Raw genomic sequence first — 12,470 nt, 5'->3', positions numbered from 1 at the left:
CCTTTTAATGATGTAATTTGCCAATGAAATCCCAGTTCCGCCAGGTTGCCCTCATCGGTAAATACCATGCCGCGGTTTCGGGAGCCGTCGGCGCTTCCACGCGCAAGGACCTGGAGGATATTGCCCATTTCCTCACGTCCCAGGGCTGCGAGGTCGTCCTGGAACGCGAAACGGCGGCCACCGCCGGCATCACAGGGTACACGGCGCTCGACGTTCCCGCCATCGGGGCGCAGTGCGACCTGGTGCTGGTGGTCGGCGGCGACGGCACCATGCTCGGCATTGGCCGGCAGCTGGCGCAATACGGCGTCCCGCTGATCGGCATCAACCAGGGCCGGCTCGGCTTCATCACCGACATCCCGCTGGACAACTACCGCAACGTGCTGCCGCCCATGCTGGTGGGCGAATACGAAGAAGACCACCGCAGCCTGATGCATGCACGGGTGGTGCGCGACGGCCACTGCGTCTTCGACGCGCTGGCCATGAACGACGTGGTCGTCAACCGCGGCGCCACGTCCGGCATGGTGGAACTGCGCGTCGAGGTGGATGGGCATTTCGTCGCGAACCAGCGTGCAGACGGCCTGATCGTCGCGTCGCCCACGGGATCGACCGCGTACGCGCTGTCGGCAGGCGGCCCGTTGCTGCATCCGTCCACCCCCGGCTGGGTGCTGGTGCCGATCGCGCCGCACACGCTGTCCAACCGGCCCATCGTGCTGCCGGACGCGTCCGAGATCGCCATCGTGGTCGTATCCGGGCGCGACGCCAGCGCCAATTTCGACATGCAGTCGCTGGCATCGCTTTTGCACGGCGACCGCATCACCGTGAGGCGGTCACAACATCGCGTGCGCTTTCTTCACCCGCGCGGCTGGACGTACTTCGATACGCTGCGCAAGAAGCTGCACTGGAACGAGGGCAATTGAAATGGGACTGAAGCGGATTGCGCTGCGCGACTTCGTGATCGTGCGCGAACTCGATCTGGAGCTGGCCGACGGCTTCGGCGTGCTCACGGGCGAGACGGGCGCGGGCAAATCGATCCTCGTGGACGCGCTGCAACTGGCGCTGGGCGCCCGCGCGGAAAGCGGCGTTGTGCGCGAAGGCGCGGTGCGTGCCGACATCAGCGCCGAGTTCGATCTTCCGGCGGGCCTGGCGCCCTGGCTGGAGGAAGCAGGGTTCGAGAGTGAAGACAGCCTGCTCCTGCGCCGCAGCATCGATAGCCAGGGCAAGAGCCGCGCGTGGATCAACGGCACACCGGCAACGGCCACGCAATTGCGGGAGCTAGCCGACCAGCTGGTCGACATCCACGGCCAACACGCCTGGCAGAGCCTGACGCGCCCGGATGCGGTGCGCGGCCTGCTCGACGCTTACGCCGGCGTGACGACGCAGGCGCTGCAACAGCTCTGGCAGCGTTGGCGCACCGCGCAGAAGTCGCTTGCCGATGCCCGAGCCGCGCAGGATTCGCTACAGCGCGAACGCGAGCGCCTCGCCTGGCAGATCGGCGAAGTGGACAAGCTCGCGCCTGGCGCCGACGAGTGGGATGAACTGAACACCAGCCACGGGCGCCTGGCGAATGCGCAGTCGCTGCTCGAGGCGGCGCAGGGCGCGCTGCAAGTGCTGGAAGGCGACGAAGGCGGCGCCACCCGCAGCCTGTCGCAGGCGTTGTCACTGTTGCAAGCGCAAGAACACGTGGAGCCGGCGTTTCGCGATCTGGCCCAGGTGCTGGCGTCGAGCCTCGCGCAGGCCGAGGATGCGGCGCATTCGCTGCATGCGTACCTGCGCAAGACCGAGCTCGATCCGCAGCGATTGGCCGAACTCGATGAGCGCATGTCGCTGTGGATGTCGCTTTCACGCCGCTACAAGCGCACGCCCGCTGACCTGCCGGGTTTGCTGGCTTCGTGGAAGCAGGAGCTGGCGCAGCTCGACGCGGCGGCCGACCTGGCAGCGCTGGAGGCGGCCGAACAAAAGGAGCTCGCAGCTTTCATGGCCGAGGCGCAAGCGCTGTCCAAGGCCCGCACCAGGGCCGCACCGCAGTTGGCCAAGGCCGTGACGCAGGCGATGCAGGGCCTGGGCATGCAAGGTGGTCGCTTCGAGGTGGCCTTGCAGAAGGTGGATCAACCGACGCAAGGCGGGCTGGAGGAAGTGTCCTTTCTTGTCGCCGGCCATGCAGGCAACACGCCCCGCCCGGTGGGTAAAGTGGCATCGGGCGGCGAGCTGTCGCGCATCGCGTTGGCCATCGCAGTGACGACCAGCCGGCTCGGCACCGCGCAAACGCTGATCTTCGACGAGGTGGACTCCGGTGTCGGCGGCGCCGTGGCGGAGACGGTGGGCCGGCTCATGAAGCAGCTGGGCCGTGATCGCCAGGTGCTCGCGGTGACGCACCTGCCGCAGGTGGCCGCCTGTGCCGATCACCACCTCGTCGTCGCCAAGCAGAGCGACAAGTCGGGCGTGTCGAGCACCGTCTCGGCCGTGCACGGTGAGCAGCGCGTCGCCGAGATCGCTCGCATGCTGGGCGGCGAGCACCTGTCGGGCACCACGGTGGCGCACGCCAAGGAAATGCTGGGGCACAACGCGGCCAAAGCCAAGCCCTGAGCTGCGCGCGACAAGAACCCCGGTCCCATGACACTCGAAATCGTCCTCATCACCGGCATGTCGGGCTCCGGCAAGTCCGTGGCGCTACGCGCGCTCGAAGACGCCGGCTATTACTGCGTGGACAACCTGCCGCCGGAACTGCTGCTCTCGTTCGTCGCACTGGAACAGCAGGCCAGCGCGGAGCGCGTCGCCATCGCGATGGACGTGCGCAGCGCCACGTCGTTGCCGCAAGTGCCGGAGCAGTTGCGGCAGCTGCGCCAGCAGGGCGTCGTGGTCCGTTCGCTGTTCCTGGACGCCACCACCGACACGCTGGTGCGGCGCTTCTCGGAAACTCGGCGGCGGCATCCGCTGTCCAGCAACCGGCCCGGCGCGCAAGACAGCGGGTTGGCCCACGACCAGCAGCACGCACTGGTCGACGCGATCGAGCTGGAGCGTGAACTGCTCGCCGCGCTGCGCGAGCAGGCCCATGTGATCGACAGCAGCGTGATTCGCCCCGCGCAGCTGCAAGCTCACGTGAAGTCCCTGCTCTCGGCGCCGGCGAGCCAACTGACACTGGTGTTCGAATCCTTCGCGTTCAAGCGCGGCATCCCTGTCGACGCCGACTACGTCTTCGATGTGCGGATGCTGCCCAACCCTCATTACGAGGCCGCGCTGCGTGACCTGACGGGCCGCGACGAGCCTGTGATCGCATTCCTCAAACAAAGCCCCGACGTGGCTGTGATGTACGGCCACATCGAAGGCTTCCTCGACCATTGGCTGGAGCATCTGGCACGCGATCATCGCAGCTACGTGACGGTGGCCATCGGCTGCACGGGTGGCCAGCACCGCTCGGTGTATCTGGTGGAGCAGCTGGCCGCTGCCTTCGGCAAGCGCTGGATCGCGCTCAAACGCCACCGCGAGCTGGACGTCTAGCCTTCCAGCAAACGGCGGATCGGTGCCGGCAAACCGAGACGGCCCCAGTCACCGCCGGCGAACCAGCCGCCCTGCCCTGTGCCCAGCGCGTTGCCGCCCAACTCCACCACGACGGGATGCAGGTGCAAGTCCTTGTGCGTGAGAACGTGCAGGAACGATTCGCCGTCTTGCAGGTGCGGCCGCGCCTTCGCGGGCAGCACGGACTGCAGCGCGTCACGGCTTTCGAACACGGGCAGGCAGTACAGGCCCGCCCAGATCCCCTTGGACGGTCGCTTCTCCAGCCAGGTCGCGCCTTCGGCGTTGCGCGCGTGCAGCAGCCAGAGTGCCTGGGAAGTGCGCTTGAGTTTGCGCGTCTTGACCGGATAGTCTTCCGGGTTTCCGTTGCGTGATCCCGCACACACATCGCTCACCGGGCAAATCAGGCAGTTGGGGTTACGCGACAGGCAAACTGTGGCGCCCAAGTCCATCAGGCCCTGCGTGTAGCGCGGCATCGACTCGGCGACGCCGCGCGTTGGCAGCAGCGCCTGCGCGTGCGACCAGAGTTCGCGCTCGCTCGCGGCAACTGCAAGATCCGCATCGAACGCGAGGACGCGCGTCAGCACGCGCTTCACGTTGCCGTCGAGAATGGCGACCCGCTCACCGAAGCAGAAGGAAGAAATCGCAGCCGCGGTTGAACGGCCTATCCCGGGCAAGGTTTGCAGCACCTCGGCCGAACCGGGGAACTCCCCGCCGTGCAAAGCCACCACGTCCTTGGCGCATCGGTGCATGTTGCGGGCACGGCTGTAGTAGCCCAGCCCGCTCCACAGGGCCATCACGTCATCTTCCGGCGCCTCGGCCAGTGCGCGCACATCGGGAAAGCGCGCGAGGAAACGGGCGTAGTAGTCGAGCACCGTGGACACTTGCGTCTGCTGCAGCATCACCTCGGAGAGCCACACGCGATACGGTTCGCGGGTGTTCTGCCAGGGAAGGCTGTTGCGGCCATGGGTGCGCTGCCAACGCACGACGCGGCCGGCGAATCCCGCCGGCAAACCGCTCATTGACCAACCTCCGTGCTGCGCACTGCGGTGCTGTGACCCTCGGGAGCGGCCCAGCGGGTCACGCCGTCTGGAGGATCGGCTCGTTCGACGCCGGGCCGGCTTCCGGAATGTCGACCAGGTGCCCGGTCAGCTCGGTGAGCTTGGCGTCGAGCTGGTCGATCACCAATTCCTGCGCGTTGATTTCGGCGATGCGGTCGTCGAGGCCGGTAGCGGCCTGCTGGATGCGCTCGATGGCTTCGATGCGCCGACCGAAGTTGCGCCGGCGCTCACGCAGCTGGGCGTCGAGCTGCGCCGCCGCCGACTTGTTCCACAGCTCGACCTCGCCGAGCGCCGATTCGTAAACCACGCGAAGCCGCGTCGCCAGTGCGCGCACCAGCCGGTCCGCGAATTCGGGCTGGGCCAGGCGGAATGTATTGCCGACACCGAGATACTGGTTGTGGCTGCGCTCGACCAGATCAAGGTCGCGCTCGTAGCGGGCCAGGTCCGGCTCGCGCGGAGCCTGCAGCGAGAAGCCGTACTCGGCATTGAGCTGGCGGAACGTGCCGGTGAGCATCGACTGGATTTCGCCGCTGGTGGTCTGGGCCGTGCGCAAGCCCGCACGCAGGCGTTCGAATGTCGAGGCGTAGGCCTTTCGCACGCCCAGCTTGATGCCCGGCTGGCGCAGCGCCGCGGTGAGCTCGGCCATCTCTGTCTTCAACGTGCTGGTCCCCAGCAGCGTGAACACATCGCGCAGCAGCTTGAGGTGCACGGAGCGCACGGCGTGGATGCGCGCGCCGCTGACGTCGAAGTCGCCCTGCTCCTGCTCGATGCGCGAGCGCATGTGCTTGATGACCGAAGTGTTCTTGCCACGCAGCCCCTTGAGCTCGAGCATCTGCTCGGCCAGGTCGCGGCGGCGGATGTGGATCGCGCGGCCCGCTTCCTGGCGCAATTCGGCGATGCCGCCGGCCACTGCCGTGCGAAGAATCCTCTGGCGCTGGCCCATCACGCCCTGGCTCAGGGCGCGCTCCAGCACCGGCAACTGGCTTTGCGCCAGCAATTCCTTGTCGTCGTTGACCTTGGCGACCAGGCCCTTTTGCGCCGACACCGGGATCACTTGTTCGCGCGGCAGGCCGAGGATTTCGGCCGACGTGGTCCGCTGGCGATCGATCTGCGCCTGCACCTGCGCCGGCGTGGAGAGCGAGTCCCACATCGTGTCGATCTTGTTCAGCACGACCAGCCGCGAGTCGATGTTGTCGGACTCGGTGATCAGGTGTTCGCGCCAGATCGACAGGTCGGATTTGGTGACGCCGGTATCGGCTGCAAGGATGAAGACGACGGCGTGAGCCTGCGGAATCAGGTTGACGGTCAGCTCGGGCTCGGCGCCGATGGCGTTGAGGCCGGGCGTGTCCAGGATCACGAGCCCCTGCTTCAGTAGCGGGTGCGCGATGTTGATGAGGGCGTGGCGCCAGCGCGGCACTTCGACCTTGCCCTCGGCGTTGAGCATCGGGTTGTCTTGCGGTGCATCGTCGTGCCAGAAGCCCAGGGCCTTGGCCTCGTCCTTGGTGACGTAGCGAACCTCGGCAACCTTTTCGAAAGCCTTGGCCAGCTGCACCGGGTCGTTCACGTCCAGATCGACGCGCGTCCATTTTTCCGGCGCGCCGCGCCATTCCATCAGCGCCTGGGGCAACAGGCGGGTTTCGATGGGCAACAGCCGCAGGCAAGGAGGGACTTCGCTGTCGTAGCCCAGCTCGGTCGGGCACATGGTGGTGCGGCCGGCGCTGGCGGGCATGATGCGGCGCTTGTAGCCGGCGAAGAAGATCGCGTTGATCAGCTCCGACTTGCCGCGCGAGAACTCGGCGACGAAGGCCACCATGACCTTGTCGGACCGCATCTGCGTTTCGAGGCGGCGCAGGCGCTCTTCCACGGCCGAGTCGAGCAGCTCATGGTCCTTCAGCCATTCCGACAGCAATTTCAGGCGCAGCGCGAATTCACGCCGCCATGCGCCATGCTGGTCGAATTGTTCGTTAAAGGAAGTGCCCACTATGCCCCCGGAGTGGCTTTGAATATAGCATTGCAGTGCAGAGCGCGGCTTCAGGATTTCTGGCAGTGCGGGCAGAAATAGGTAGCGCGCTGCCCCTGGCGAATACTTTTGACACCGGTCCCGCACACGCGACACGGCTGCCCCGCCCGGTCGTAAACCATCGCCTCGAGCTGGAAGTAGCCGGCTTGCCCATCCGCATTGGAAAAGTCACGCAGGGTGCTGCCGCCCTTGGCCACTGCCCGGGCCAGGACGTCGCGCACGGCAATGCGTAACTTTTCCGCGCGTGGCCGGCTGATGCCCGACGCTCGCATCGTAGGGCGAATGCCGGCCAGGAACAGCGCTTCGGACGCGTAGATGTTGCCCACGCCCACGACGAGGTCGCCGGCCAGCAGCACCTGCTTGACGGGCGCGTTGCGCCGCTTCAGGCCGGCGTGGAACGAGGCGAGATCGAAGGCCTCGGTCAGCGGCTCGACGCCCAGGCGGCCCAGCAGTTTGACCGCCTCGGCGGAGTCTTCGGCCGCCGCGTAGACCACCGCCCCGAAGCGGCGAGGGTCGCTCAGGCGCAGAACCCCACGCGATGTATTCAGGTCGAAATGGTCGTGGGCTCCGGCGGCGGGCTGAAAGTCGGCAAAGCTCAGGCTCCCCGACATGCCAAGGTGTAACAGCAGCAGGCCCTCGTCCAGGTCCAGCAGCAAGTACTTGCCACGCCGGCGCACCCTGCTCACCGTGCGCCCGACCAGCCTTTCCGGCTGCAGGCCCAGTGGCCAGCGCAGCGGCTTGCCCATCCGGACGGATTGAATCGTCGCCCCGGCGATGCGGTCGGCAAGACTCAGGCGTGTTACCTCGACTTCTGGCAGTTCCGGCATAAGGTTCGGTTAAGGGGCCTTGGATTATTATGGTTCGATGGTGCGACTCGATGTCGCTTCATAGCTGGCCTAGTGCCAGCATTCAACAGAGCGTTTCTCCTCGGAGAAACGACGATTTCCTCCCCGGAAATCTCATCAGAAGGTCGCTTGAAATGCCTGCATTTCAACGACTTGAAAGCCCCACCTAGGGTGCTTTCGCAACGAATTTCGCCCTCGCGGATTGGATTTTCGTTGCCTGAAAGCTACAGCAGCAAAGAAATTTGCACCGTAGCAGCCGCCTCTCTGGGCGGTTAACGAAGCGTGCCGCTCAAGGTGCCTTGTTTCTATAAACCGAAACCACGTCTGGAACGGCGTGACCCCGTCCGTTAGTGCATCTCGAGCAATTGGGGTGTGCGGAGCTACGGATAAACATCCCGCGCCTTCCGGCGCGCAGCGCACCAGCAATGGGGCGCGACACATCGAGCAAGACGATGAGGGGATGCCGGGGTAAAGGGTATGGGAAACACAAGTGAACGTTCGTCAGAACCGTCGTAAACATAGTGCAGCTAACTCTTGTTTTCCGGGTTCGCTCGGAGAGCTGCGGCCAAAAGGCAACGCGTCTGGGATCAACTGTCATCGACGTTGGTCCGTTCCCTAAGAATGCGCGGCGGATAGAACGTCCCTAACCCCATCTTCCGGCCTGCCGGCCGGATTGGGCACCCTGGGAAACGAGGTAAACCCGATGCATCGCCACCGCCAGTACGGGGTGGCAACCGAAGCGTAAGTAACGGCCATGGTGTAGCGGGCAGAGGAAGAAGCAAAAAGCGAATGCCGGCCTGTAACGGGCCGGATAGGGGTTCAAGATTTGCCCCCGCGCGAAAGCAGGCTGACTTGCTTCAAGCGACAGCGTGAGAGCGCTGCGAACTTCAACACGGCCCTGCGGGTGGTTCACCCGCAAGGGTCAACCTCCGCCTGTGGGACCTCTTTAACTGGAGAAGGTATGGAAACAGTCGAAGGCGTTCGCGCCCCCGACGCTGCGTCTCCAGGCGATGCTCACTGGCACCTCATTGATTGGGGACTGGTGACGCAATTCGTCAGGAAGGCGCAGATGCGCATAGCGCAGGCAGAACAGGACAAGGACTATCGAAGAGTCAAACGACTCCAGAGAAGCCTCGTCCGATCCTGGCAAGCCAAGGCATTGGCCGTCAGGAAAGTTACCGAGAACCGAGGGAAGCGAACGAGTGGCGTCGATCGCGAACTCTGGCCTACACCAGAGGCCAAATGGAACGCGGTGTGCCGACTGAATAAATCGGAATACCGGGCGCGGCCCTTACTGCGCGCCTACATACCGAAAGCGAATGGGAAGGAACGCCCCCTGGGCATTCCGACCGTGTTCGACCGGGCGATGCAGGCCCTGTACCTGCTCGCGCTGGAGCCCGTCGCGGAATGCGCGTCCGATCCGAATAGCTACGGCTTTCGGAAAGGGCGGTCCACGCACGATGCACGAGCCCAGTTGTTCTTGTCCTTGTCCAAACGCGCCTCCGCGCAATGGATATTGGATGCGGACATTACCGGGTTCTTCGACAACATCAATCATCAGTGGCTGCTAGCGAACGTTCACATGAACCGACGTGTTCTCCGCAAGTGGTTGAAAGCAGGCGTCATCGACAGAGGACAACTGCACCGCACCGAGATGGGAACGCCGCAAGGCGGAATCATCTCGCCGACATTGGCGAACATCACCCTGAATGGGCTGGAAGCAGGCCTGCAGCGGCACATCGTTGCCGCGCTGGGATTTTGCAAGGCTCAGAAAGCAAAGGTTAACGTGATCCGGTATGCCGACGACTTCGTCGTCACCGGCGACTCGCAAGAGCTGCTGGAGACCGTGGTTCGACCATGGATAGTGGAATTCCTGCACGAGCGGGGGCTGAAGCTGTCCGAGGAAAAGACCACGGTCGTGCACATCGACAACGGCTTTGACTTCCTTGGGTGGAACTTCCGCAAGTACCGCGGAAAGATGCTGATCAAACCGAGCATGAAGAACGTGAAAGCGTTCTACCGCGAGGTGCGGGAGGTCATCGAAGATTTGCTGTCAGTTCCAACGGCACGGCTCATCAAGAAGTTCAATTCAATTCTTCGGGGTTGGGCGCAGTACCACAAAGGGGTAGTCGCCAAAGCGGCCTTCACGCGCCTTGACCAACAGATTTACTGGCGGTTAATGCGCTGGGGCTTGCGCAGGCATCCTAGAAAGTCCGGCAAGTGGGTGTACGAACACTACTGGCAGCAACTCGGCTCACGCCGGGCGTTTGCCACCACGACCCGGAACCGACAGGACGAACAGGTGACGCTGGTCTTGTACCAGCTTGCGGACACGAAAATTGTCCGGCACCAGAAAGTCATGGGGGCCTACAACCCCTTTGATCCCCAGTGGGAAATCTATGGCGAACAACGTCATGCGGCCCAGAAATCGCAAGAAATTTGGGACGGCCAGCGTTTGACGCTGTGGATGCAGCAGGGTGGCAATTGCGCCCTGTGTGAGCAATTGCTGGACAGTGCAGGCGAGGCGGACGACCACCACATCGTCTATCGAATGCACGGGGGGAGCAACGCTCTCGCCAATCGGGTGCTCCTGCATCCGGTCTGTCACCGGCGGGTACACGCCCTTGGTTTGGAGGTCACCAAGCCGGTCCCAGCACGGGGACTTTAATCTGGCGCGTAGACTAGGGTTATGCAACCTGAAGACTCTACGAAACCAGTGGTCGTGCGGGAGCCGGATGCGCTGAAAGGCGCACGTCCGGTTCTTTGGGGGGGACAGGGCCGAAAGGTCCTGGCCCTACCCTCCAAGAGATTTCCCCTCGCGGCCGGTGCTTTGTTGCTGGCCCTCGTCCAGGCCGTGCCTGCTCAAACCCCCGAGAGCACGGCTGCCAATGAGCAGACCGCACTCGACGCCGAGCTGTTCTATCAGTTGCTCCTGGGCGAGCTCACCGCACGCGGCACCGAGCCAGGTGCGGGCTTCTCCCTCATCATGGACGCCGCGCGCAAGACCAACGACCCCGCGCTCTACCAGCGGGCCGTCGATGTCGCTTTCCAGGCGCGGTCGGGCGATTCGGCGCTGCAGGCCGCGCGCGCCTGGAAGCTGGCGCATCCCACTTCGCGCGAAGCGAATCGCTACGTGCTGCAGATTCTGGTGGCGCTCAACCGCATCGCCGACACGGCCGAGCCGCTCAAGTCCGACCTCGCCCTGGCAGACGCCAAAGACCGCGGCGCCGTGCTGGCGGTCATTCCGCGCGCGTACTCGCGGGTGAGCGACAAGAAGCTGGCCGCCGCAGTGGTCGAACAGGCTCTGGCCGATTACCTGGCGCAGCCGGCCATGGCCCCTGCCGCGTGGACGGCCATCGGGCGCATGCGCCTGGCTGCTGGCGACAGCGCCGGTGCGTTGGACGCCGCCCGGCGCGGCCAGGCAAGCAGCCCAACGGCCGAGGGCCCTGCCCTGCTGGCACTTGAACTGATGGACCCCAAGCTGCCCCAAGCGGAACCCATCGTCAAGAAGTACATGGAGGGCAAGCCCTTGCCCGAACTGCGGATGGGCTATGCGCGGGCATTGCTGGATGCGCAGCGCTACGCCGAAGCGTCGCAGCAATTGCAGGTGGTCACGGCCGAAAAGCCCGACTATCCCGAAGCGTGGCTGGTGCAGGGCACGCTGCAGCTGCAGGACAACCGCGATGCAGCGGCCGAGGCGTCGCTCAAGCGCTACATCGAACTCGTGCAGGCGCAGCGCAGCGGCGACGAGCGCAGCCGTGGCCTGGCGCAGGCCTACCTGTCGCTGTCGCGGATCGCCGAGAAGCGCAAGGATTTCACGCTGGCCGGCGCCTGGCTCGACAAGATCGAGAACCCGCAGGACCTGGTGGCCGCGCAGAACCGCCGCGCATCGCTGCTGGCTCGCCAAGGAAAGCTGGAAGAGGGCCGCAAACTGTTGCGCGCGCTGCCGGAGCGTACCCCCGAGGACGGGCGGATGAAGATGATGGCCGAGGTGCAACTGCTGCGCGAGAACAAGCAGTACAAGGCCGCTTACGAGGTGATGACCCAGGCCCTTGCCAAGCAGCCCTTCGACGCCGACTTGGTGTACGACCAGGCAATGCTCGCCGAAAAGATGGGCAACATGGTTGAGATGGAAAAGCTCCTGCGCCAGGTGATCGCCGCCAAACCGGACTATCACAACGCGTACAACGCCCTGGGTTACTCGCTCGCCGAGCGGAATGTGCGGCTACCGGAGGCCAAGGAGCTGATCCAGAAGGCGTTGACCTTTGCGCCCGACGACCCTTTCATCAGCGACAGCCTGGCATGGGTGGAGTTCCGCATGGGCAATCGCGCGGAAGCGCTGCGCATCCTGGACATCGCCTACAAGGCCCGGCCGGACGCCGACATCGCCGCCCACCTGGGTGAAGTGCTGTGGAGCCTGGGCCAGCGCGAGCGCGCACACGCCATCTGGAAGGAGGGCCTGCTGCTCAATGCCGAGAACGAGACCTTGCAGGAAACCCTGAAGCGCCTGCGCGTCAAGCCATGATCCGTATCGCTGTGGGGTCGCTGGGCTGGCTCCTGGCCGCCGTGCTCTTGGCGGGCTGCGCGAGCCCGCCGCCCAAGACCGCGGAGGCGGTATCTGCGGAAATGGGCCCCTGGAGCGGCCGGCTGGCGCTGCAGGTCGAAGACCGCCAGAGCCAATCGTTTTCGGCAAGCTTTCAGCTCAAAGGCGACGCGCGCACCGGCGAGCTGACGCTGTCTCACCCGTTGGGCGGCACCCTTGCCGTGCTGGCCTGGGCCCCCGGGTCGGCCACGCTGCGCACCAACGGACCGGCTCAGGAATTCGATTCGGTCGAAACCCTTGTGGCCCAGGCCACCGGCTCCGCCCTTCCGGTGGCGGCCCTTTTCGATTGGCTGCGCGGAACCAATACCCCCGTTGCTGGCTGGCAAGCCGACTTGTCGCAGCTGGAAAGCGGCCGGCTGCGCGCGCAGCGCCTGCACCCGACGCCGCCGGCCGACCTGCGGGTGGTGCTCGACCGCTAGGGCCCGTCACGC

Annotated in this window: 9 protein-coding genes; 6 read left to right on the top strand and 3 right to left on the bottom strand. The window is 65.0% G+C overall.

The window, feature by feature from the left end:
* Positions 1-23 precede the first annotated feature (23 nt).
* Genes EEB15_RS02115 through rapZ form a run of 3 tightly spaced genes read left to right on the top strand, consistent with a single transcriptional unit; the run spans position 24 to position 3,495 of the window.
* Positions 24-917, top strand: coding sequence for an NAD kinase (locus EEB15_RS02115; protein ID WP_141507866.1), 894 nt, complete (start codon positions 24-26; stop codon positions 915-917).
* A gap of 1 nt (position 918) precedes the next feature.
* Positions 919-2,583, top strand: coding sequence for a DNA repair protein RecN (gene recN, locus EEB15_RS02110; RefSeq protein ID WP_141507865.1), 1,665 nt, complete (start codon positions 919-921; stop codon positions 2,581-2,583).
* A gap of 27 nt (positions 2,584-2,610) precedes the next feature.
* A complete protein-coding gene (gene rapZ / locus EEB15_RS02105; RefSeq protein ID WP_141507864.1) occupies positions 2,611-3,495 on the top strand; it encodes an RNase adapter RapZ in 885 nt (294 codons plus the stop codon).
* On the opposite strand, the gene mutY is transcribed toward rapZ, so the two are convergent.
* The 3 genes from mutY to mutM are packed head-to-tail and all read right to left on the bottom strand — an operon-like array spanning position 3,492 to position 7,418.
* Complete coding sequence (gene mutY, locus EEB15_RS02100) at positions 3,492-4,532, bottom strand: A/G-specific adenine glycosylase (RefSeq protein ID WP_141507863.1); 1,041 nt, start codon at positions 4,530-4,532, stop codon at positions 3,492-3,494. The two genes, rapZ and mutY, sit on opposite strands and share 4 nt — an antisense overlap.
* A gap of 58 nt (positions 4,533-4,590) precedes the next feature.
* Positions 4,591-6,552, bottom strand: a complete 1,962-nt coding sequence (locus EEB15_RS02095) for a dynamin family protein (protein WP_141507862.1) — start codon at positions 6,550-6,552, stop codon at positions 4,591-4,593.
* Between the two features lie 50 nt (positions 6,553-6,602).
* Positions 6,603-7,418, bottom strand: a complete 816-nt coding sequence (mutM, locus tag EEB15_RS02090; protein ID WP_141507861.1) for a bifunctional DNA-formamidopyrimidine glycosylase/DNA-(apurinic or apyrimidinic site) lyase — start codon at positions 7,416-7,418, stop codon at positions 6,603-6,605.
* Positions 7,419-8,397: 979 nt separating this feature from the next.
* On the opposite strand from mutM, the gene ltrA reads away from it, so the two are divergent.
* The 3 genes from ltrA (at position 8,398) to EEB15_RS02075 (ending at position 12,458) form a co-directional block, all read left to right on the top strand.
* Complete coding sequence (gene ltrA, locus EEB15_RS02085; RefSeq protein WP_141507860.1) at positions 8,398-10,104, top strand: group II intron reverse transcriptase/maturase; 1,707 nt, start codon at positions 8,398-8,400, stop codon at positions 10,102-10,104.
* A 165-nt stretch (positions 10,105-10,269) separates the two neighbouring features.
* On the top strand, positions 10,270-11,961 hold the full coding sequence (locus EEB15_RS02080; protein WP_370283281.1) for a tetratricopeptide repeat protein: 1,692 nt from the start codon (positions 10,270-10,272) through the stop codon (positions 11,959-11,961).
* Complete coding sequence (locus EEB15_RS02075) at positions 11,958-12,458, top strand: outer membrane lipoprotein LolB (protein ID WP_141507858.1); 501 nt, start codon at positions 11,958-11,960, stop codon at positions 12,456-12,458. The genes EEB15_RS02080 and EEB15_RS02075 overlap by 4 nt, the downstream gene beginning before the upstream one ends.
* Positions 12,459-12,470 lie beyond the last annotated feature (12 nt).

It is taken from the genome of Ramlibacter sp. WS9 (assembly GCF_003797765.1).
Lineage (GTDB): Bacteria > Pseudomonadota > Gammaproteobacteria > Burkholderiales > Burkholderiaceae_C > Ramlibacter.
The sequence above is the reverse complement of the archived record's forward strand: the minus strand, read 5'-3'. Positions and strand labels throughout refer to the sequence as shown.